This window comes from Arthrobacter sp. UYCu512, assembly GCF_040547075.1.
In the GTDB taxonomy this organism is placed as follows: domain Bacteria; phylum Actinomycetota; class Actinomycetes; order Actinomycetales; family Micrococcaceae; genus Arthrobacter.
This window is the reverse complement of record NZ_JBEPPA010000002.1, coordinates 100,409-120,985: the sequence shown is the minus strand read 5'-3', so window position 1 is coordinate 120,985 and position 20,577 is coordinate 100,409. Positions and strand designations below refer to the sequence as shown.

Here is a 20,577-nt window from a genome sequence, read left to right as displayed (position 1 = left end):
GGGGCTGGCTGTGGCCCCCGTACGCCACAAGCTACGAAGCCTCAACTTTGAATAGGAGACACCCGTGTCAGATGCCCAGCAGATCACCCTTCTCGTCGATGGCGAAGAGACCAAGGTGGCTACCGGGACCACCGGCGCGGAACTCTTTTTTGAGCGCCGCGACGTCGTTGTGGCCCGCATTAACGGCGAGCTGAAGGACCTGGACCAGCCGCTGCCCGAGGGCGCGGCAGTTGAGGGCGTCACCATCGATTCCCCCGACGGCCTTAACGTCCTGCGGCACTCCGCCGCCCATGTGATGGCCCAGGCCGTCCAGCAGCTGCGCCCCGACGCCAAGCTGGGCATCGGCCCGTACATCACCGACGGCTTCTACTTCGACTTCGACGTTGGGGAGCCGTTCACACCGGAGGACCTGAAGACTCTGGAAAAGATGATGCAGAAGATCATCAACCAGAACCAGAAGTTCGTCCGCCGTGTGGTTACCGAGGACGAAGCGCGTGAGGCGATGAAGGACGAGCCCTACAAGCTTGAACTGATCGGCCTCAAGGGCGCAGGCTCCGACGCCGACGGCTCCAGTGTTGAAGTGGGCGGCGGCGAGCTGAGCATCTACGACAACGTCGAGCGCAAGGAAGGCACAGCCGTCTGGTGTGACCTGTGCCGCGGACCGCACCTGCCCAACACCAAACTGATCTCCAACGCCTACGCGCTCACCCGCTCCTCAGCGGCGTACTGGCGCGGCAGCGAGAAGAACAAGCAGCTGCAGCGCATTTACGGCACCGCGTGGCCCACCAAGGAAGCACTCAAGGCTTACCAGGAGCGGATGGCCGAGGCCGAGCGTCGCGACCACCGCAAGCTCGGGGCTGAACTGGACCTGTTTTCCTTCCCCGACGAGCTGGGTTCCGGCCTGCCGGTGTTCCACCCCAAGGGCGGCATCATCCGCAAAGCGATGGAAGATTACTCCCGTCAGCGCCATGTCGAGGCCGGCTACGAGTTCGTCTACACCCCGCACATCACTAAAGGCCACCTCTACGAGGTGTCCGGCCACTTGGACTGGTACCGGGACGGCATGTTCCCCCCGATGCACATCGACGCGGAACTCAACGAGGACGGCACCGTCCGCAAGCCCGGCCAGGACTACTACCTGAAGCCGATGAACTGCCCGATGCACAACCTGATCTTCCGCTCCCGCGGCCGGTCCTACCGCGAACTGCCGTTGCGCCTGTTCGAATTCGGTTCCGTCTACCGCTACGAGAAGTCCGGCGTTGTGCATGGCCTCACCCGGGTCCGGGGCATGACCCAGGACGACGCCCACATCTACTGCACCCGCGAGCAGATGAAGGATGAGCTCACCAAGACCCTCAACTTCGTCCTTGCGCTGCTCAAGGACTACGGCCTGAACGACTTTTACCTGGAGCTCTCCACCAAGGACCCGGAGAAGTCCGTGGGTTCGGATGAGATCTGGGAGGAAGCCACCCGGACCCTCGCCGAGGTGGCCGAGGAATCCGGACTCGACCTGGTTCCCGATCCGGGGGGTGCCGCGTTTTACGGCCCCAAGATCTCCGTGCAGGCCCGCGACGCGATCGGCCGCACCTGGCAGATGTCCACCATCCAGCTGGACTTCAACCTGCCCGAGCGCTTCGAACTCGAGTTCCAGGCCGCCGACGGCAGCCGCCAGCGCCCCGTGATGATCCACCGCGCGCTGTTCGGATCGATTGAACGCTTTATGGGGGTCCTGACCGAGCACTACGCCGGTGCCTTCCCGGCGTGGCTGGCTCCCGTCCAGGTGGTCGGCATTCCGGTGGCCGAGGCGTTCAACGATTACATGTTCGACGTTGTGGGCCGGCTCAAGGCCGCCGGCATCCGTGCGGAGGTGGACATTTCCTCGGACCGTTTTCCGAAGAAGATCCGCACCGCCAGCAAGGACAAGGTCCCGTTTGTGCTGATCGCCGGGGGCGACGACGCCGAAGCCGGAGCCGTATCCTTCCGCTTCCGTGACGGCAGCCAGGACAACGGTGTGCCGGTTGCTGAAGCCGTCCAGCGGATCGTCGACGCCGTCCGTAACCGGACCAGCTAGCGGACAGGGACCAGCGATGCGGGAATCCACAGGTGCCGCCCCGGACTATCCGGGGGATGCTGGCGTGACGGACGACTTTGCTTTGGCCGGGGTGCCGGACGCCTTCCAGCGTCTGTGGACTCCGCACCGCATGGCTTACATCAAGGGCGGCCAGAACCAGTTCAAGAACGTGGACGACTGCCCGTTCTGCGTGGCGCCGGACCGCGATGACGATGATTCGTTGATCGTCCACCGTGGTAGGACCAGCTATGTGGTGCTCAATCTCTTTCCGTACAACCCGGGCCACCTGCTGGTGTGCCCGTACCGGCACATTCCCGACTATACGGACCTAAACGTGGCGGAAACGGCGGAATTCGCCGAACTGACCCAGACGGCCATGCGTGTGCTGCGCAAGGTCGCCAATCCGACGGGATTCAACCTGGGCATGAACCAGGGGGTAACCGGCGGTGCCGGCATAGCCGGGCACCTGCACCAGCACGTGGTTCCGCGCTGGGGCGGGGACGGAAACTTCTTCCCGATCATCGCCCAGACCAAGGCCATCACGCAGACCCTGGGCGAGGTACGTCAGCAAGTGGCTGACGCGTGGCCGCAGGAGAACGGCGCGGGGCAGGCGACTGTCGGGGCCACGGATGCTCAATAGGCACGCGCGCGGATTCTTCACCGCGCTTTTCTCCCCGCTCGCCCGGTGGCTGTTGCGGATCGGCGTCTCCCCGGACGCCGTGACCATCGTCGGAACCCTAGGCGTGGTGGTCGGGGCGCTGGTTTTCTACCCGCTGGGCCAGCTTTGGTGGGGGACGCTTTTTATCACTGCGTTCATTTTTTCCGACGTCATCGACGGCATTATGGCCCGGATGCACAAGGGCGGGGGACGCTGGGGCAATTTCCTGGACTCCACCCTGGACCGGGTGGCCGACGGGGCACTGTTCGCCGGCGTCGCGGTCTGGTTCTTCACCGGCGGGGCGAACATCGCCATCGCCGTGGCCGCCATCCTCTGCCTGGTCCTGGGAATGGTGGTTTCTTACGCCCGGGCCAAGGCCGAGGCGCTGGGCTTCGAGGCAAACGTGGGCATTGCAGAGCGCGCCGAGCGGCTGGTGTCCGTGCTGGTGGTGACGGGCTTCACCGGCCTGGGCCTGCCGAGCGTGGTGCTTTTTGTGACCTTGATTCTGCTGGCCGCCGCGAGCCTCGTCACCATCGTCCAGCGGATCATCGCAGTGCACCGCCAGTGGATCGAATCAACCGAAGGCACCGCGTCCGAACAGGCGGCCTGAGCGTGCGCCTTCGACGGCGGCCCGGGGTGTAACGGAAATTCAGCGCCGCGCAACGGGGGACTAGTATTAGCTGTGCCGGCCAATGGATCCGGTAACCCGGTGCGTGCGAAGCGGTTCTTGTGCGCCGTCAGCGCTCCGGCGAGGTCAACTATCTACCCATAGGGGTTTTTGTGTCTACACCTGATGTAAGCAGCGAAGCCGGCGCGTCCGCACAGAGCGTTACGGGCAGCAGCCGCGTTAAGCGCGGTATGGCGGAGATGCTCAAGGGCGGCGTCATTATGGACGTCGTTAACGTCGAGCAGGCCCTCATCGCCGAGGATGCCGGAGCCGTGGCAGTGATGGCGCTGGAACGCGTTCCGGCCGACATCCGCGCCCAGGGCGGCGTGTCCCGCATGTCCGATCCGGACATGATTGAGGCGATCATCGCCGCCGTGTCCATTCCGGTCATGGCGAAGGTCCGGATCGGCCACTTCGTCGAAGCCCAGGTCATCCAGACCCTGGGCGTGGATTACATCGACGAGTCCGAGGTCCTGACCCCGGCGGACTACGCGAACCACATCGACAAGTGGAATTTCACGATTCCCTTCGTCTGCGGTGCCACCAACCTCGGTGAGGCGCTGCGCCGGATCAACGAGGGCGCGGCGATGATCCGGTCCAAGGGCGAGGCCGGCACCGGGGATGTCTCCAACGCCACCACGCACATGCGCTCGATCCGTGCGGAGATCAAGCGGCTCGCCGGGATGGCCGAGGACGAGCTCTACGTCGCGGCCAAGGAACTGCAGGCCCCGTATGAACTGGTGAAGGAAGTGGCCGCCACCGGCAAGCTCCCCGTGGTGCTGTTCACCGCCGGCGGCATCGCCACCCCGGCGGATGCGGCGATGATGATGCAGCTCGGCGCCGACGGTGTCTTCGTTGGCTCCGGTATCTTCAAGTCCGGCAACCCGGCCCAGCGGGCGGCCGCCGTCGTGAAGGCCACTACATTCTTTGATGACCCGGACGAGATCGCCAAGGCCTCCCGCGGCCTGGGCGAGGCGATGGTCGGAATCAACGTCGACGAAATCCCGCAGCCGCACCGCCTCGCCGAGCGCGGCTGGTAACTGCACCAACGCCCAACTGACTCACAGATATGGTCGTTTTGAGGGCTCAAAACGACCCCACCTGCGAGTCAGTTGGGCTGCGCGGGGTGGATTCCGTGGGCTACTCGAGGCCGCGGCGCTTGAGCAGCGGTTCGAGTCCGGCGTCGCGGCCTCTGACGGCGCGGAAGGAATCCAGCGGATCCCGGCTGTTGCCGCGGGAGAGCAGTTCAGCCCGGAAGAAGTCGCCATTTGCGCGGGTGAGGCCGCCGTTGTCCTTAAACCATTCCACCGTCTCGGCGTCCAGCACCTCGCTCCAAATGTAGGAGTAGTAGCCCGCGGCGTAGCCGGCACCGGCAAAAATGTGCTGGAAGTACCCCGTGCGGTAGCGCGGCGGGATCAGGTGGTGTGCCACGCCGGCCGCTGCCAATGCCCCGGCCTCGAACTCCAGAACGTCCTCGGGCACCTCTGTGCCGTCCAGGACATGCCAGGCCAGGTCAAGCAGGGCAGCGCCCAGGTACTCGGTCGTGCCAAAGCCCTCGCCCCACAGCTGCGCGGCATCAAGCTTGGCCACGATCTCCTGCGGGAGCTTCTCGTTGGTGGCATGGTGGCGTGCATAGTTCGACAGAACTTCGGGCCACATGATCCACATTTCGTTGACCTGCGAGGGGTACTCCACAAAGTCCCGCGGCACGGAGGTACCGGAAAAACGCGGGTACGTGACGGAGGAGAACAGTCCGTGCAGGGCGTGGCCGAACTCGTGGAACGCGGTGCGGAGTTCGTCGAGGGTCAGGAGGGTGGGTTCGCCGGCCGGTGGCTTGGAGATGTTGAGGTTGTTGATCACCACGGGCCGGGTGTTGAGCAGGCCGGACTGTTCCACCAGAGAGTTCATCCATGCTCCGCCGCGCTTGGACTCGCGGGTGTAGTAGTCGCCCAAAAATAGCCCCAGCTCCGTGCCGTCCGGATTGCGGACTTCCCAGACCCGCACGTCCGGGTGGTAGCCGGAGAGGTCTGCGCGTTCGTGGAAGGTGACACCGTACAGCGCGTTGGCGGCGAAGAACACGCCCTCGTGCAGGACGCGGTCCAGCTCGAAGTAAGGGCGCAGGGCCTGTTCGTCCACTGCATACCGTTCGCGTTTGACCTTGGCGGAGTAGTAGGCCCAGTCCCAGGCTTCGAGCGGGTGCCCGGCGATCTTGGCCAGCGCTTCTGCCTCCGCATTGGCGTTGCGGACGGCGGCCGGCGCGAGCCGGTTCATCATGGCCTGCACGGCGGCGAAGTCCGGGGCGGTCTGTTGATCCACGACCAGTTCGGCGTAGTTGTCGAAGCCCAGCAGCGCAGCCTTCTCGGCCCGGAGCCGGACTGTGTCCTTGACCAGATCCAAGACATCAAAGTTGCCGCCGGCGCTGCCGCGGCGAACGGACGCCTCGTACAGGCGCCGGCGGACGCCCCGTTGCTCCAGTGCGGCGAGGGCGGGCTGGTTGCTGGGCTGGATGAGAGTCAGCAGGTACTTGCCTTCGTGCCCGGCAGTGCGGGCAGCCTCCGCCGCGCTGGCAACATCGTCCGCGGGAAGTCCGGCAAGTTCGGCGGCGTCATCGAGCAGCAGAGCTGCGGACTTCATTGCTTCCTTGACCCGCTGGCCAAATTCCGTGCCCAACCGGGAGAGCTCGGCGTTGACGGCCTTGAGCCGATCCTGGCCCCCGCCGTCGAGCTGGATGCCGGACTGGCGGAATTCCTTGAGGTATTCGTCCACCAGACGCGAAGACTCCGCGTCGAGCTGGTCGGTGTTAATCGCGGCGAACCGTTCGAACAGGCCACGGTTAAGGTACACGGCGTCCTGATGGGCCGACAAACGCGGGGATAGGGTGGTCTCCAGTTCGCGGATGGCGTCCGAGGCGTCGGCCGAGACGAGGGTGAAGAAGGAAGCGGCGGCGCGCTGCAGGAGCTGTCCGGACCGCTCCATGGTGAGCGCCGTATTTTCAAACGAGGCGGGTTCCGCGGTGTCCACGATCGCCTTGATCTCCGTGAGATGTGCGGCAAGGCCGGCCTCGACCGCTTCGGAGTAGTGCTCATCGGTGATGTCCGCGAAGGGCGGCAGGCCGAAGGGCAGGTGACTGGGGCTCATCAATGGGTTGATCATGAAATAACTCTTTCATGTAATGCAGGGAGTCTCAACGGCGGACCGGCGTTTTTTGCCCGGCGTCATCGTAGGATGGCGCCATGCGTACCCTTACCCCGACTCGGCGTGCTCGCCTGATCACCGTTGCCGCAGCCCTGTCCCTCGTAGCCTCTTTGGCTTCCTGCGGGTCCGGCGCCCAACCGGAAAACGGCGGCTCGCGTTCCGCGGCCGCCGGGAGCAGCGAGAGTGGTGCTGCATCGGCGGGGACCCCGGTACGGGGCCCGTCGACGTCACCGGCCCCGATCCCGACGCCGGGGAAGGGCCCGGCCTGCCGGGCCGTCCGTTGCGCCTCGGTGCTGGTGACCGGCGACATGCTGGTTCATGCCCAGCTGTGGGACCAGGCCCGTGCCGACGCCCTCGCCACCGGTGCGAAGGGCCTGGACTTCGGACCGCTGCTGGAAGGCCAGCGCCGATACATCGAGAAGAGTGACCTGGCGATCTGCCACCAGGAAACACCGGTAGCCGGCCCCACCGGCCCCTTCTCCGCCTACCCCTCGTTCAACGTCCCGCCGCAGATTATTACGGCTGCCCAGGGGGTGGGCTACCAGGCCTGCACGACGGCGAGTAACCACCACATCGACCAGGGCACGGCCGGCCTGGTCCGCACGCTGGACGCCATGGACGCCGCCGGACTCCAGCACACCGGCTCGTACCGGAGCGAAGCGGACTCGCAGGGAATTATGGTCCTGCAAACCGCTGCGGCCAAAATCGCCGTCATCGATGCCAGCTATGGGTTGAACGGGCAAGTTCCGGAGGCCGACTGGCAGGTGGACATGCTCGATCCCGGGGTGATGATCGCCAAGGCCAAGAAGGCCCGCGCGTTGGGAGCGGACATCGTCCTCGCTGCCATGCACGCCGGCGACGAGTACTCCAGTGAGCCCAACGCCGAGCAGCAAAGCGTCGCCCACGCTCTCGCGGACAGCGGCCAGTTCACCATGATCTACGGTCACCACACGCACTCGGTTCTCCCGATCGAGCAGTACAAGGGGACGTGGATTGTGTACGGACTGGGCAATGGGATCACCGAACTCTCACCGAGCTACGTGGTCAACAATGAAGGTCTCCTGGTGCGGGCACAGTTCAGCCAGGACGCCGCCGGCAAGTGGACCGCCTCCGATCTGGCCTGGGCGCCGTCGGTAATTGTCCGCAGCCCCTACCGCTGGTGTTCCGTTGCCTCCGACGCACCGCAGGGCCCCTGCGCCGGTGCCGCGGCCGACGCGGCCACCCACCTGCGCACTCAGACCGTGGTCGAGTCGATGGGAGCCGCAGCCGCGGGCGCCCACGAACTGCTCATCACGAGGGAGCCGTAGCGCCGGGCGGAACGGCCGCGCCCACTCCGCGGGGTCTTGCCGTGCTTCCGACCGGCGCATACCGTGGTGGTGACGCGAGAGCTGGGGGCAGTTCCTTTCACCACCGGGCAGGAGGCTTTCGTGGGCAGAGTACCGATAGCGGACCGGGAAACCCGGAACGGGACCTTTCCCAACGGCATGGACTACCTGAGCCTGGGCAATGGCGGGAAAAAACTCCTTTTCATCCAGGGTGGCCCGGGGAGCACGGTTCCCCGGGGGCTGCTGCGCCAGATGCTTCGGCGGCAGTTCGCCCCACTTTTCCGGGCCGGGTACTCCGTCTGGATTGTCACCCGGCGCCGGGGAATGCCGCCGGAACACCGGGTAGCCGACATGGCGGACGACTATGCGCGGCTGATAGCCGAGGAATTCGGCGGCCGCGTGGACATTGTCGTGGCTGAGTCGTTTGGCGGAATGATCGCCCAGTACCTGGCGGCGCGGCATCCCGAATCCTTCGACCACATGGCCATGGTGGTCACCGCCGCGGAGCTGAGTGACTGGGGCAAGGACGTCGACTCCCGGATGGCGCATGCCATTGCGGACGGGGACACGGACGGCGCCGGAACGGTCTTCGCCGAGTATCTGATCCCGAACGAGCGGCTTTGGTGGCTTCGGCGGATGCTCGGACCGGTAATCAGCCGCCTGGTCATCACCGGGGCCGGCTATCCGCTCGCGGACGTCTTGACCGAAGTCGAGGCGGAAGTGAGCTTTGATTCCAGGGCCGTGCTCCCGCACATCCGGCGGCCGGTGCTGCTGCTTTGCGGTGGCTCGGACCAGTTCTTCCCGCAGGACGTTGCGCGCGAGACGGCCGGACTTATCCCGGACTGCACCCTCATCTGGTACGAGGGCATGGGTCACCTCCGGGCAGCCTCAAGCAGCCGGATAGCCCGGGACGTCCTCGCCTATATAGGACCTGGCTAAGCGACGGCGCGGTCCGGGAACCCATCGGCGCGGCGTACCGGAGTGTCCGGCTCAGTCCAGCCGGGGCGTGGCGAAAACATCGCTGTGGCCGATCGTGGCCTGGCCCGGATCCCGGCGGGCGGCCAGCCAGTCGGCGACTTCCCCCGGGGTCAGCTCCCGCGTCTCCAACGCGGCAGCGCCGATGCCGGTGGCGAGTTCGCGCCGGAGATCCGAATCCTCCGGTCCGAGCAGCCAGGGCGAGTCGGCGGTGTGCACGGCATAACCGTGCATCGCGAGCAGTCCCGCCAGCGCAGCCGTGGCCCGCGGACCGGTGGACGGACCGAAGCCCTTGTCCCACTGCTGATGGCTGTTGAACGCACGAAGCACACGCCCGTCCTGCGGGTGGGCCGGCTGCCATTCCTGCCGGCCGTCGTAGCTCAGGACCGTGTAGAGCGGCAGCCCGGCCGCGCTGAGGGCGGCCGTGAACAGCTCCAGCCAGGGCTCCGAAACGAGGTCGAACAGTGCTGCGGCCGTGACAAGGTCCGGAGCCGGCGTCAGCACCTGCGCCAGGTCACGGGTCAGGTCGGCCTCGGCGAAGCTGACGTCGATGTGTTTGTTCTCCTTGCGCAGCCGAAGGAGGGCGCCCTCGGACCGGCTCTCGTCCGCCCAGTCGACCAGGCGGTGCCGGGCCAAGGTCAGCAGCTGCGCGTCATAGTCCACCAGCCGCCAGGACTGGTGGTCCGGCAGGAACTTCGCGGTGCCCCGCAGATTGGACCCGGAACCGCAGCCCAGATCCACCACGCTGACGTGTGTGTGTGCCGCGAAATAGGCGGACAGCTGCTGCCCTAGCTCCGAATCCCGGGCCCGGTGGTCAGCCGGTTCGCGCAGGTCCAGCCACTCCGGGCTGAAGCCGCTCATGCCGCGTGCTCCGGGAGCAACCGGGCCACGGCCCGCACCGCGCCAGCGACCCGACCGGCAGTCTCAGACCAGGACGGCAGCGTCCGTCCGGCGGCCCAGGAGCGCTCCCCGAGGTCGGCGAGGCGCTGCGGATTGGTCAAAAGTAGTCGGAGGGCATTGCCGAGGGCGGGCGCGTCGCCGGGCGGGACCTTGACGGCAGCGCCGTCCGGCACCGTCTCGGCCGCGGCCCCGCCGGTGGTGCAGATAATCGGCAGGCCGTAGGACATCGCCTCCGCCAACGCCATGCCGTAGCCCTCATAGAGGGAAGGCATCACAAAGAGGTCGCTGGAGCGGTAGGCGGCCGCCAGCTCATCCGCCGTCAGGACACCGGTGAAAGTAACCCGGCCGGCAAGGCCGTGGGCCTCGATGGCGGCGGCCACGCGGGCGTGCTCGCCCGGCACCCGGTGAGTTTCACCGGCGATGGTGACATGCCAGTCCAGGTCAGTCAGCTGCGAAAGTGCCAGGGCCAGGACGCCGTAGGCCTTGCGTGGGGAGACCGACCCGACGCAGAGCAGTTCCGCCCCGCGTGTGCCGTCTGAGCCTTCGGCCCGGCGTGCCGGTGGTGTCCCCGGACAGGCGATCGAGATTTTGCCGGCCGGGACGCCGTAGTCGCGGCTCAGAGTCCGGGCCGTCACCGCGCTGGTGGCAATCACGTGCGTGGCGCGTGCCAGGGCATGGCGCTCGGTTGCCGCGAGCAACCGGCGTTCGTCTTCCGCGATCCCGGCTTCCAGTGCCAGTGGATGGTGGACGAGGGCCAGGAGCGGGTGGCCGGTCCCGTCGCCCAGCATCTCAAGCAGTGTGTCTGGGAACGCACCGAACGCGAGTCCGTCCACCATAACCGGGGTCCCGCGCCGCAGCGAGGCGAGCACCCGCCTGGTTTGTTCAACGTCAGCGGCCGTCGGAGACGGCCACTGGCCCGGGAGTTGGAGGTGCTGGACCCGGATGCCGGAGCCGGGCAGGTGCGTCAGGAGGCTGCGGTCATAGGCGTAGCCGCCGGTGGGCGCTGAAAGGTCGCCCGGGATGGCGAACACCAGCCCGGGATCTGGATCTCCAACCATGGCGGACTCCATTTCGAGCGACGGATGAGCGACGGGCCGCAGGTCACGGCACGCGAGACCCATGCTACCCGGATAGCCCGGACGGCGCCTTGGCCGTCAGCGCGGGCGGCGGGCGGCGTGGTCGCGGGCCAGGACGGCGTACGAGTCGTCCGGGGTACCCGGCGAGAAGCTGCCGTATTTGCGCTCGACGGCGGTCCGGATCAGGAAGTCTGCCAGGACCGGGTTCTTGGGCAATAGTGAGCCGTGCAGGTAGCTGGCCACAATGTTGCGGTAGCGGGCCCCTTCCTGGCCGGAACTGCTGTTGTTGCCCGTGCCCTTGGCGGTGGCTCCCAGCGGCGAGACGCCCGGGCCCAAGCTGGTCTGCCCGCTGTGGTTCTCATAACCCAGCACGGTGCCGAACTCGGGGGAGGTCACCGACACGTTGCCGATCAGCCGCTCATCGGTGCCGTGGGTTTCCACGTCCAGGATGCCAATTCCCGGGATGATTGAACCCGTCCGGGTTTTGAAGAACTTCCCGAACAGCTGGTAGAGGCCGCAAATCACCAGCATCGGGGTGCCGTCCTCGGCCAGTTCCTTGAGCGCGGATTCGCGCGAGAGCAGGTCGTCCTGGATTACAAGCTGTCCGCTGTCCTGTCCGCCGCCTCCGACTACCAGGTCGATGTCCGCCGGAAAGGCGTCGCCGACGTTGTACTCAAGCAATACCGGCGTGTAGCCGTGCCAGCGCAGCCGCTGTGCCAACACCAGCGCGTTGCCCCAGTCGCCGTAGATGTTCATGTCCCGCGGGTACAGCTGGAGGACCCGGATGGTTCCTTTGCTCATGAGACCACCTCCACAGTGGTGATTTTGGCCAGCTCGCGGCGGATGGCGAGCATCGCCGTGTAGGTGCAGAAGATTCGTTTGGGCTTGTTTTTGGCCCCGCGGATAAAGGCTGCCAGTGCGGGCGCAATCTCGGTATTCACGGCGCCGATAGAGACGTCGTTATACTGCAGCCGGAGTGCCATGTCGTAAGCGCGGGAGCCGCTCAACTGGTCCACGCCGCCCTCGCTCAGGGTGTCGAATTCCACATCCCAGAGCCAGGACATGTCCCGGCCGTCGGCATAGTTGTCATTGATTGCGATCATGGTGGCGTACCCCGCAGCAGGAAACGACTTCAGCCCGAGGCGGAAGCCGCTGGGGTTCTTCACCAGCACCAGGTCCAGCGGCAGGCCGTCGACGACGAGGCTTTCTCCGCGGCCGAAGGCCGGTGCCACCCGGGACAGGGCCGCCAGCAGGCTCTCGTTGTCCGCGACGGCCGTTTTTCCAGCGACAGGGACCCCCACCGCAATTGCCCGCGCCAGGGTCAGCGCGGCCGCGGCGTTAAAGATGTTGTAGACACCGCGGAGCTTCATCGCCGTTGTGGCCGTGACGCCGTCGTACTCAAAGTCCGCGTCCGCCGCGCCCACCCGGCGAAGCACAACGTCGGCATGCGGCTTGGCGGGAGCCGGCGGCACCGGGCTGCCGGGGGCGGTCCGCATCTCGTCGTCGTTCGGGAAGGTGCTCAGCAGGGAATCATCCAAGCCGAAGTAGAGGACGTCGGGGCCGCTGTGCGTGCCTGTTTTTCCCGTGCCCGTTACGTGCGGTTGCGCGGAGAGAGTTTCCGCGATCCGTGCGACGCGGGGGTCCTCTCGGTTCAGCACGACGGTTCCGGTGGTTTTGGCGGCGATGTGCTGCAGCAGCTGCGCGGTCTTGTCGATCTCGCCAAAACGGTCCAGCTGATCCCGCAGCACGTTGAGCAGGAGGCAGTAGCGCGGCGGCACCTGGTTCACGAAGTGCACGGCGTGCGCCTCGTCCAGTTCAAGCACGGCGACGTCCGCGTCGAGGCGTCCCAGCCAGTCCACCTCGCCGAGCAGCGCAGCGGCCACGCCGCGGGTGAAGTTGCTGCCGGTGCGGTTGGTGAAGACCTTCAGGCCCTGACTCTCCAGGAGTTCGACCACCATCTTGGTGGTGGTGGTCTTGCCGTTGGTGCCGCTAACGACGGCGACGCCGTGCGGCAGCGTGGACAGCGTCCTGCGCATAAACCCGGGGTCGATCTTTTCGACGACCAGCCCCGGCAGGGCAGAGCCTCCGCCCCTGAGCCGGGACACCCGGCGGACGAGCTTGCCGAGCGGAATGCTGAAGTAAAACATGCTCTGTAATATATCCCAGCGACGGCATGGAAGCCCGCGGGGCGGCGGCGGCGGGTTCGTTCAGGCCACTATGCTGTTCGGATGACCAACCCCTCTTCTACCCCCTCTTCCCGCGCGGGTTCGGGACTGCGGATCGGCGTCCTGGCCCTTCAGGGCGACTTCCGCGAACACCTGCGCGCGGTGGAAGAATCCGGCGCCACGGGCGTCGGCGTCCGCCGGGCGTCCGAACTCGACGGCCTCGACGGCCTCATCATTCCCGGCGGTGAATCGACAACCATCGACAAGCTGTCCCGGGCCTTCGGTCTGCGTGATCCGCTGCGCACCCGCATCCGGGCCGGGCTGCCGGTCTACGGTTCCTGCGCCGGGATGATTCTCCTCGCCGAGGAAATCGCCGACCCCGCAAAGGACCTCGCCGGCAACCCCCAGCAGACCTTCGGGGGCCTTGACATCACGGTGCGCCGGAACGCCTTCGGCCGGCAGCGTGAGTCCTTCGAAACGGATCTCGATTTCAAGGGCTTGGGCTTCAGTGCCACCGGCGACGGCGTCGCCCCCGTGCACGCTGTTTTTATCCGCGGACCGTGGGTGGAACGCGTCGGCGACGGCGTGGAGGTCCTCGCCGTAGTGGAGCCGGCCGGCGCCTCCCATCCCGAGGCGCTGGCCGGGGCGGCTAGAATTGTTGCTGTGCGTTCCGGCAAGCTGCTGGCCACCTCCTTCCACCCGGAAGTGACGGGGGAGAAGCGTGTGCATAAATTGTTTATTCGAATGATCAGAGGAGAAGCGTAAAGCATGTCAGGCCACTCCAAATGGGCGACGACCAAGCACAAGAAGGCCATCCTCGACAGCCGCCGGGCCAAGTCGTTCGCCAAGCTGATCAAGAACATCGAAGTCGCCGCACGGATGGGCGGTCCGGACCTCGCCGGCAACCCGGGCCTGGAACTCGCCGTCACCAAGGCAAAAAAGACATCGGTCCCCGCTGACAACATCGACCGTGCCATCAAGCGCGGCGCCGGCCTCACCGGCGAAGTGGTGGACTACACCGAGATCATGTACGAATGCCGCGGGCCGCAGGGCTCGGCGCTGCTGATCGAGTGCCTGACCGACAACAAAAACCGTGCCGCCTCCGAAGTCCGGCTCGCCATTTCCCGCAACGGCGGAACCATCGCCGATCCCGGTTCGGTCAGCTACCTCTTCTCCCGCAAGGGTGTCGTTTCGCTGCCGAAGAACGGCCTCAGCGAGGACGACGTCCTGATGGCCGTCTTGGACGCCGGCGCCGAGGAAGTCAAGGACCACTCGGACAGCTTCGAGATCCATTCCGAGCCGACGGACCTGCAGGCCATCCGCGATGCCCTCAAGGACGCGGGGATCGAATACGATTCCGACGAGGCCGAGTTTGTCCCGTCCATGCAGGTTCCGCTGGACCTCGAAGCCGCCAAAAAGTTCATGAAGCTTGTCGATGCCCTCGAAGAACTCGATGACGTCCAGAACGTCTACAGCAACGCCGACCTCAGCGACGAAGTGCAGGCCGCACTGGAAGCGGAGTGACGCTTCGCGTCCTCGGCGTCGACCCGGGCCTCACCCGCTGCGGGATCGGCGTCGTGGACGTTGAGAAGAACCGCCGGGCCACAATGGTGGCGTTCGGCGTCGTCGGGACCTCGCCGGAGGAAAGCCTGGACCAGCGCCTCCTGGTCATCGCGACCTCCATCGACGAGTGGCTGGACAAGTACACACCGCACGTCCTGGCCGTTGAGCGCGTCTTTTCCCAGCTGAACGTCAGCACCGTGATGGGAGTGGCCCAGGCCTCGGGCGTGGTGATCGCCGCTGCCGCGCGCCGCGGCATCCCGGTAGCGCTGCACACACCGTCCGAGGTCAAAGCCGCCGTGACCGGCAGCGGCACGTCCAACAAGGATGCCGTGACCAAGCTGGTTACCAAGATCCTCCGCCTTGACGCCCCGCCGCGGCCGGCCGACGCCGCCGACGCCCTTGCGTTGGCCATCACCCACGCCTGGCGGGCCGGAAGCGGCGCGGCCGTCAGCACCACCGGGCCCGGCAGCGGCTCCATGACCCCCGCGCAACGGGCTTGGGCAGACGCGGAAGCCAAAGCGCGCCGCACCCGCTGAATGTCCGGTGCGCTTGCTAGGGTATTCGTAGATATGTTCGGATAGCCGGGTCCTCCCGGTTCATGTATGGCTGAATTTTCAGGAGCCCGGCTTTGATCAGTTTTCTCCGCGGAACCGTAGCGCACGTTGGCCTGTCCTCCGCCGTGATCGACCTCAACGGCGCCGGCATGAGTGTGAACGCCACGCCGCAGACCCTCAGCAGGCTCCGAGCCGGCGAGGAAGGGAAGCTATTCACCTCCCTGATCGTGCGGGAGGACTCCCTGACCCTGTTCGGATTCGCTTCCGACGACGAACGGGCTGTGTTCGACATCCTGCTCAGCGTCAGCGGCGTCGGGCCCCGGCTGGCACTCGCAGTCCTGGCCGTGCATGAGCCGGAAACGATCCGAGTCGCCGCACACTCCGGAGACGGCAAGGCCTTCACCAAGGTGCCCGGGATTGGCCCCAAGGTCGCCGGGCGGATTGTGCTGGAACTGGCCGGCAAGCTGGTGCCGCACGGCACCGCGGCCGATGCACCTGCTCCCGCGGCAAGCTCCGAGTCGGTCTGGAAGCCCCAGGTGGTCGCGGCCATGACGAGCCTGGGCTGGTCCGAGAAGGATGCCACCTCCAGCATCGACAAGTCCCTGGCCGATTCACCCGAACTGGCCGACAGGGGCAACGTGGCCGAGATCCTGCGCGCCACCCTCCGCTGGCTGGGCCAGGACGGCGCCCGCGCCGGCAACAGGGCAGGTGCCCGTGGCTGAGCCGTCCGTCGTCGCCGGCGGAGAGGAGCCGGAGGAGCGGGTCATCGAAGCCGCCCTGCGGCCCAAAAACCTGCACGACTTCGTGGGCCAGCACCGGGTCCGAAAACAACTGTCACTGGTCCTGGAAGCCTCCCGCATGCGGGGCCGCAGCGCTGACCACGTCCTGCTCTCCGGTCCTCCCGGCCTGGGTAAGACCACGCTGTCCATGATCATTGCGGCCGAGATGAACGCACCGCTGCGAATCAGCAGCGGCCCGGCGATCCAGCACGCAGGCGACCTGGCTGCCATCCTGTCCTCGCTTTCCGAAGGTGAAGTCCTTTTCCTTGATGAAATCCACCGGATGTCCCGGCCGGCCGAGGAAATGCTCTACATGGCTATGGAGGATTTCCGGGTCGACATCGTCGTCGGCAAGGGAGCCGGAGCTACCGCCATCCCGATTGAACTTCCGCCGTTCACCCTGGTGGGTGCGACCACCCGCGCGGGCCTGCTGCCCGGGCCGCTCCGGGACCGGTTCGGCTTCACCGGACACCTCGAGTTCTACTCCGTGGCGGAATTGGAACTCGTCCTCCGGCGCTCTGCAGGCCTGCTGGACCTGAAGGTCAACTCCGCCGGGTTCAGCGAAATTGCCGGGCGGTCCCGCGGTACGCCCCGCATCGCAAACCGGCTCCTGCGCCGGGTCCGCGACTGGGCGCTGGTGCACGGGGTCGAGCAGATCGATGCCCGGACCGCGTCCGCGGCGCTGGACATGTACGAAGTCGACAAACGCGGACTTGACCGGCTGGACCGGGCCGTCCTGGAGGCCTTGATCACCAAGTTCGGCGGCGGACCCGTGGGACTGTCCACCCTGGCTATCGCCGTCGGCGAGGAGACGGAAACGGTGGAAACCGTCGCCGAGCCGTACCTCGTCCGCGAGGGCCTGCTGGGCCGGACCCCGCGGGGCAGGATCGCGCTCGCCCCGGCCTGGACACATCTTGGCTTCGCGGTGCCGCCCGGCGTCTTCGCGCAGGACCCGCTGGAACTCTTCCCGGCGGACGGGGACGCCGACTTCGATGCCGGCCCGGGCCAGGATGCCGATCCGGAATGGATCCGTAACCGTCAATAGCAGCGGCGCGTAGCCTTTCCCTCTAGACTGGTATGACGCTCGGCACGTTCGGGTCTTTGTTTCCGTGCGCGGCCAGTTCCTGGCCGCCGTCGGCTCGGCATAATTGCCTGCCAGCTATCCCGGAGCGAAACGGACGTTGCTGTACAACCAGCTACGCAAGTACAGAATGGAACTTTTCCCTTGGATCCAATGAACATCCTGCTTTTCGTTATGCTCGGACTCTTCGTCTTTATGATGTTCCGCCGCAACAAGAAGACCAAGGAACAGGCAGCCACGCTGCAGTCACAGTTCGCCCCGGGTGTCGAGGTTATGACCAGTTTCGGCCTCTTCGGAAGGATCGTCGAGATCGACGACGCAGAGAACAAGGTGCTGCTCGAACTCTCCCCGGGGAACACCGCCACGGTGCACCGCCAGGCAGTTACCAAGATCGTCGAGCCGGTCCTCGCCGCCGAGGAGCCTGCCGTGGTTCCCAACGATGCATCTTCGCTGACGATCGAGAAGTCCGAAAGCATCGCTCCTGTCAACGATGCGCCGCGCGATGAGACGCCTGAGGAAACCCTGCGCCGCCTCAGCGACGAAGGCAAAAAAGACAGCTAGTCTGCCTGTTTGAGCTATCCCGCGAAGCAACGGCTGCGGGCCACCGCCGGAGCGCGCCCGTGAGGGCCGCACGGCGGTTCCTCCGTAAACAATAGAAAGATCCACAATGGCACGAACTGGCCCCAAAAACACAGCCCTCAGGGTGCTGGTCTGGCTCGGCGTTATCCTCGCCGTCCTGACGGCCGTCCTGGCCGGCGGCACCATGGCCGGCCAGGCGAGCTGGGCACCCAAGCTCGCCCTGGACCTTGAAGGCGGCACCCAGATGATCCTGGCGCCCAAGGTTGAAGGCGGTTCAGGCATCAATGAAGAGCAGCTCAATCAGGCCGTGGCGATCATCCGCCAGCGTGTGGACGGCTCCGGTGTCGCGGAAGCGGAAATCAGCACGCAGTCGGGCCGGAACGTCGTCGTCAGCCTGCCGGGCACACCCGCCAAGGAAACCCGCGCCCTGATCCAGGCGTCCGCCGACATGAATTTCCGCCCCGTCCTCCAAGCCGGTCCGGGCGCAGCCGTCCCCACGGAGTCCTTGACTCCAGAAGACCAGCTGCCCAAGCCCACCGCCGAGCCCACCAACGGCAGCGACATTAACTGGGTTACCCCGGAGGTCTACAAGAAGTTCGAGTTGCTCAACTGCGACAACCCGTCGCAGGACAAGCAGGAACGCTCCGACCCGACCAAACCGCTGGTAACCTGCGAGCCGGCCTCCGCCAACTCCCCGGCGATCAAGTACATCCTTGGCCCGGTTGAAGTCAAGGGCTCAAACATCGCCGGGTCTTCCTTCCAGCTGCAGCGCGGCGCCCAGGGTGCGGTGACCAACGAGTGGGCAGTGAACATCCAGTTCAACGACGAAGGCACCACCAAGTTCAAGGCAGTCACCGAGCGGCTGTATCAGTTCAACGTCGCCAGCCAGGCCCAGGGCGGCTCAGATCCGAAGGCACAGTTTGCCATCGTGCTCGATGACCAGGTCATCTCCGCGCCGCGTGCGAATGCGACCATCACGGACGGCCGTCCGCAGATTACCGGTGGGTTCACCGAACAGTCCGCGAAGGCACTCTCGGACCAGCTCCGCTTTGGAGCCTTGCCGATCAGCTTCGAAATCCAGAGCGAACAGCAGATCTCAGCCACCCTGGGTGGTGAGCAGCTGCGGATGGGCATGTTGGCGGGCCTGATCGGCCTGTTGCTGGTGGTCGTCTACTCGCTGTTCCAGTACCGGGCCTTGGGCCTGGTCACCGTGGCGTCCCTGGTTGTTGCCGGTGCCCTGACCTACCTGGCCATAGCGATCCTTGGCTGGACGGAAAACTACCGGCTCTCGCTTGCCGGTGTGGCCGGTCTGATTGTGGCAATCGGACAGACAGCTGACTCCTTCATCGTCTACTTCGAACGCATCCGGGACGAGCTCCGGGAAGGCCGCGGACTCGTTTCGGCAGTCCAGAACGGCTGGAAGCGCGCCAAGCGCACAGTGCTCGCATCCAAGGCGGTGAACCTGCTGGCCGCGCTGGTGCTGTACTTCGTGGCTGTGGGCAACGTCCGCGGCTTCGCGTTTACGCTTGGCCTGACTGCCATCGCTGACCTCATCGTTGTATTTATGTTCACGCACCCGACGCTTCAGCTGCTCTCGGGCACCAAGTTCTTCGGCGAAGGCCACCGGTTCTCCGGCCTGGACCCGAAGCGGCTCGGCGCCATCCCGCTGTACCGCGGGGCGGGCCGGATCCGCACCCCGGATGACAAGCCCGCCGTTGCGCTTCGCGCCAAGAACACCGGCGCCGCGGCCGAGGCCGAACGCCGGATGACCATTGCGGAACGACGGCTCGCGGAACGCCAGGAACAGCTTGCCGGTTCCTCCAAGAACGCGTCCAAGGAGGGCAACTAAATGGCCACCAGCTTCGCCAATTTCGGCAATGAGCTCTACACGGGCAAGCGCTCGTACGACTTTGTCGATTCCAAGAAAATCTGGTTCCTGATTGCAGCCGTCCTGGTTGCGCTCTCGATCCTGCTGCCGGTCGCCAAGGGTGGCTTCAACCTCGGCATCGAGTTCAGGGGCGGCTCGGAATTCACCGTCTCCAACGTCAAGACCACGGACCCTGCCCTCGGCGAGAAAGCCGTGAAGGACGTTGTCTCCGGAAGCGTCCCGCGGGTCGCCAATGTTGCCGGCACCACGATGCGGATCCAAACGGACAAGCTCACCGACGACGAGACACTGCGGATCAAGGACGGACTCACCACGGCCTACGGCGTCACCGACAATGAGGTCACCTCGACCTTTGTCGGGCCGACCTGGGGTGCTGACGTTACAAAACAGGCCCTTTTGGGCCTGGCGATCTTCGTCGGGCTCGCCGCGGTGCTGATGGCGCTCTACTTCCGGACCTGGAAGATGTCGCTCTCGGCCCTCGTGGGCATGCTGGTGACGATGTTCATCACCGCCGGCGTGTACGCCCTCAGCGATTTCGAGGTCACGCCGTCGGCCATCATTGGGTTCCTCACCGTGCTGAGCTACTCGCTGTACGACACTGTGGTGGTCTTCGACAAGATCCGCGAGAACACCGCGGACCTGCAGGCGTCCACCCGCCGGACGTTTGGCGAGGAGGTCAACCTGGCTGTCAACCAGACCTTGGTGCGCTCCATCAACACCATGATGGTTGCCATCCTTCCGGTGGGGGCGATCCTATTCATCGGCGCTGGCCTGCTCGGCGCCGGAACCTTGCGGGACCTCTCACTGGCTCTTTTTGTCGGCATCCTGATCGGCACGGCGGCCACCATATTTATCGCCGCGCCCCTCTACGCCTGGCTGCGGCAGGGCGAACGGGAGTTGGTCAAGCAGGCCGCACGGGTGCAGCAGCGCCGGGCGCAGGCTGCCGCCAAGGCGGAAACCGCAGAAGCTCCCGCGACGGCCTAGCCGCAGCTGTCCTGCCGGACCCGGTCCGCCGGGGTATTTGCTTCCGCAGACCTTCGGGCCGGAGAACGCCATTCGTGGTGCTCTCCGGCCCGTCGCCGTATCGTCGACGGTTATCGA

General features: G+C 65.9%; 19 protein-coding genes. 14 read left to right on the top strand and 5 right to left on the bottom strand.

The genetic code is table 11. The features are described 5' to 3' along the window. The first annotated feature begins 64 nt into the window (after positions 1-64). From thrS to pdxS, 4 genes are all read left to right on the top strand, one after another. Positions 65-2,071 (top strand): threonine--tRNA ligase, encoded by a 2,007-nt coding sequence (thrS, locus tag ABIB49_RS03095; protein ID WP_226775087.1) that lies wholly within the window; start codon positions 65-67, stop codon positions 2,069-2,071. Between the two features lie 16 nt (positions 2,072-2,087). Beyond that, positions 2,088-2,711, top strand: coding sequence for an HIT family protein (locus ABIB49_RS03090; protein ID WP_226775088.1), 624 nt, complete (start codon positions 2,088-2,090; stop codon positions 2,709-2,711). Next, positions 2,701-3,339 carry a phosphatidylinositol phosphate synthase gene (gene pgsA, locus ABIB49_RS03085; RefSeq protein ID WP_226775089.1) on the top strand — a complete coding sequence of 213 codons (639 nt, stop codon included), beginning with the start codon at positions 2,701-2,703 and terminating at the stop codon, positions 3,337-3,339. Before ABIB49_RS03090 ends, pgsA begins: the two co-directional genes overlap by 11 nt. A gap of 170 nt (positions 3,340-3,509) precedes the next feature. Then, positions 3,510-4,436 carry a pyridoxal 5'-phosphate synthase lyase subunit PdxS gene (gene pdxS, locus ABIB49_RS03080; RefSeq protein ID WP_226775090.1) on the top strand — a complete coding sequence of 309 codons (927 nt, stop codon included), beginning with the start codon at positions 3,510-3,512 and terminating at the stop codon, positions 4,434-4,436. 100 nt (positions 4,437-4,536) lie between these two features. Here pdxS and ABIB49_RS03075 read toward each other — a convergent pair whose 3' ends face one another. Beyond that, complete coding sequence (locus tag ABIB49_RS03075) at positions 4,537-6,549, bottom strand: M3 family metallopeptidase (protein ID WP_354156668.1); 2,013 nt, start codon at positions 6,547-6,549, stop codon at positions 4,537-4,539. Between the two features lie 80 nt (positions 6,550-6,629). On the opposite strand from ABIB49_RS03075, the gene ABIB49_RS03070 reads away from it, so the two are divergent. Continuing rightward, on the top strand, positions 6,630-7,898 hold the full coding sequence (locus ABIB49_RS03070; protein WP_354156667.1) for a CapA family protein: 1,269 nt from the start codon (positions 6,630-6,632) through the stop codon (positions 7,896-7,898). Positions 7,899-8,018: 120 nt separating this feature from the next. Continuing rightward, positions 8,019-8,855: an alpha/beta fold hydrolase gene (locus ABIB49_RS03065; RefSeq protein WP_282360579.1), complete on the top strand. Its 837-nt coding sequence runs from the start codon at positions 8,019-8,021 to the stop codon at positions 8,853-8,855. A gap of 51 nt (positions 8,856-8,906) precedes the next feature. Here ABIB49_RS03065 and ABIB49_RS03060 read toward each other — a convergent pair whose 3' ends face one another. The 4 genes from ABIB49_RS03060 to ABIB49_RS03045 all read right to left on the bottom strand — a co-directional run bounded on the left by ABIB49_RS03060 (position 8,907) and on the right by ABIB49_RS03045 (position 13,014). Further along, entirely contained in the window at positions 8,907-9,752 is an 846-nt protein-coding gene (locus tag ABIB49_RS03060; RefSeq protein ID WP_354156666.1) for a class I SAM-dependent methyltransferase, read from the bottom strand. Next, positions 9,749-10,849, bottom strand: coding sequence for a glycosyltransferase family 4 protein (locus tag ABIB49_RS03055; protein WP_282360582.1), 1,101 nt, complete (start codon positions 10,847-10,849; stop codon positions 9,749-9,751). The genes ABIB49_RS03060 and ABIB49_RS03055 overlap by 4 nt, the downstream gene beginning before the upstream one ends. A 96-nt stretch (positions 10,850-10,945) precedes the next feature. Continuing rightward, positions 10,946-11,668, bottom strand: a complete 723-nt coding sequence (locus tag ABIB49_RS03050) for a type 1 glutamine amidotransferase (RefSeq protein ID WP_226775096.1) — start codon at positions 11,666-11,668, stop codon at positions 10,946-10,948. Beyond that, complete coding sequence (locus ABIB49_RS03045; protein WP_226775097.1) at positions 11,665-13,014, bottom strand: Mur ligase family protein; 1,350 nt, start codon at positions 13,012-13,014, stop codon at positions 11,665-11,667. The genes ABIB49_RS03050 and ABIB49_RS03045 overlap by 4 nt, the downstream gene beginning before the upstream one ends. An 81-nt stretch (positions 13,015-13,095) precedes the next feature. On the opposite strand from ABIB49_RS03045, the gene pdxT reads away from it, so the two are divergent. The 8 genes from pdxT to secF all read left to right on the top strand — a co-directional run bounded on the left by pdxT (position 13,096) and on the right by secF (position 20,460). After that, a complete protein-coding gene (pdxT, locus tag ABIB49_RS03040; RefSeq protein WP_354156665.1) occupies positions 13,096-13,797 on the top strand; it encodes a pyridoxal 5'-phosphate synthase glutaminase subunit PdxT in 702 nt (233 codons plus the stop codon). A 3-nt stretch (positions 13,798-13,800) separates the two neighbouring features. Then, a complete protein-coding gene (locus tag ABIB49_RS03035; RefSeq protein ID WP_226775099.1) occupies positions 13,801-14,556 on the top strand; it encodes a YebC/PmpR family DNA-binding transcriptional regulator in 756 nt (251 codons plus the stop codon). Beyond that, on the top strand, positions 14,553-15,131 hold the full coding sequence (ruvC, locus tag ABIB49_RS03030) for a crossover junction endodeoxyribonuclease RuvC (protein ID WP_226775100.1): 579 nt from the start codon (positions 14,553-14,555) through the stop codon (positions 15,129-15,131). Before ABIB49_RS03035 ends, ruvC begins: the two co-directional genes overlap by 4 nt. A gap of 92 nt (positions 15,132-15,223) precedes the next feature. Further along, positions 15,224-15,871 (top strand): Holliday junction branch migration protein RuvA, encoded by a 648-nt coding sequence (gene ruvA / locus ABIB49_RS03025; RefSeq protein WP_226775101.1) that lies wholly within the window; start codon positions 15,224-15,226, stop codon positions 15,869-15,871. Continuing rightward, a complete protein-coding gene (gene ruvB, locus ABIB49_RS03020) occupies positions 15,864-16,973 on the top strand; it encodes a Holliday junction branch migration DNA helicase RuvB (protein WP_226775102.1) in 1,110 nt (369 codons plus the stop codon). Before ruvA ends, ruvB begins: the two co-directional genes overlap by 8 nt. Positions 16,974-17,162: 189 nt before the next feature. Beyond that, positions 17,163-17,570, top strand: a complete 408-nt coding sequence (gene yajC, locus ABIB49_RS03015; RefSeq protein ID WP_226775103.1) for a preprotein translocase subunit YajC — start codon at positions 17,163-17,165, stop codon at positions 17,568-17,570. Positions 17,571-17,676: 106 nt separating this feature from the next. Next, positions 17,677-19,437: a protein translocase subunit SecD gene (secD, locus tag ABIB49_RS03010; RefSeq protein WP_226775104.1), complete on the top strand. Its 1,761-nt coding sequence runs from the start codon at positions 17,677-17,679 to the stop codon at positions 19,435-19,437. Then, on the top strand, positions 19,438-20,460 hold the full coding sequence (secF, locus tag ABIB49_RS03005) for a protein translocase subunit SecF (RefSeq protein WP_226775105.1): 1,023 nt from the start codon (positions 19,438-19,440) through the stop codon (positions 20,458-20,460). Positions 20,461-20,577: the final 117 nt, after the last annotated feature.

What these genes read in the sequence shown, in the direction of transcription:
- ABIB49_RS03050 (WP_226775096.1), bottom strand. Translation starts at nt 11,668, where the DNA reads ATGAGCAAAGGAACCATCCGGGTCCTCCAGCTGTACCCGCGGGACATG.
- secD (WP_226775104.1), top strand. Translation starts at nt 17,677, where the DNA reads ATGGCACGAACTGGCCCCAAAAACACAGCCCTCAGGGTGCTGGTCTGG.
- yajC (WP_226775103.1), top strand. Translation starts at nt 17,163, where the DNA reads ATGAACATCCTGCTTTTCGTTATGCTCGGACTCTTCGTCTTTATGATG.
- pgsA (WP_226775089.1), top strand. Translation starts at nt 2,701, where the DNA reads ATGCTCAATAGGCACGCGCGCGGATTCTTCACCGCGCTTTTCTCCCCG.
- pdxT (WP_354156665.1), top strand. Translation starts at nt 13,096, where the DNA reads ATGACCAACCCCTCTTCTACCCCCTCTTCCCGCGCGGGTTCGGGACTG.
- ABIB49_RS03055 (WP_282360582.1), bottom strand. Translation starts at nt 10,849, where the DNA reads ATGGTTGGAGATCCAGATCCCGGGCTGGTGTTCGCCATCCCGGGCGAC.
- ABIB49_RS03075 (WP_354156668.1), bottom strand. Translation starts at nt 6,549, where the DNA reads ATGATCAACCCATTGATGAGCCCCAGTCACCTGCCCTTCGGCCTGCCG.
- ABIB49_RS03035 (WP_226775099.1), top strand. Translation starts at nt 13,801, where the DNA reads ATGTCAGGCCACTCCAAATGGGCGACGACCAAGCACAAGAAGGCCATC.
- secF (WP_226775105.1), top strand. Translation starts at nt 19,438, where the DNA reads ATGGCCACCAGCTTCGCCAATTTCGGCAATGAGCTCTACACGGGCAAG.
- ABIB49_RS03060 (WP_354156666.1), bottom strand. Translation starts at nt 9,752, where the DNA reads ATGAGCGGCTTCAGCCCGGAGTGGCTGGACCTGCGCGAACCGGCTGAC.
- ABIB49_RS03090 (WP_226775088.1), top strand. Translation starts at nt 2,088, where the DNA reads ATGCGGGAATCCACAGGTGCCGCCCCGGACTATCCGGGGGATGCTGGC.
- ABIB49_RS03070 (WP_354156667.1), top strand. Translation starts at nt 6,630, where the DNA reads ATGCGTACCCTTACCCCGACTCGGCGTGCTCGCCTGATCACCGTTGCC.
- ABIB49_RS03045 (WP_226775097.1), bottom strand. Translation starts at nt 13,014, where the DNA reads ATGTTTTACTTCAGCATTCCGCTCGGCAAGCTCGTCCGCCGGGTGTCC.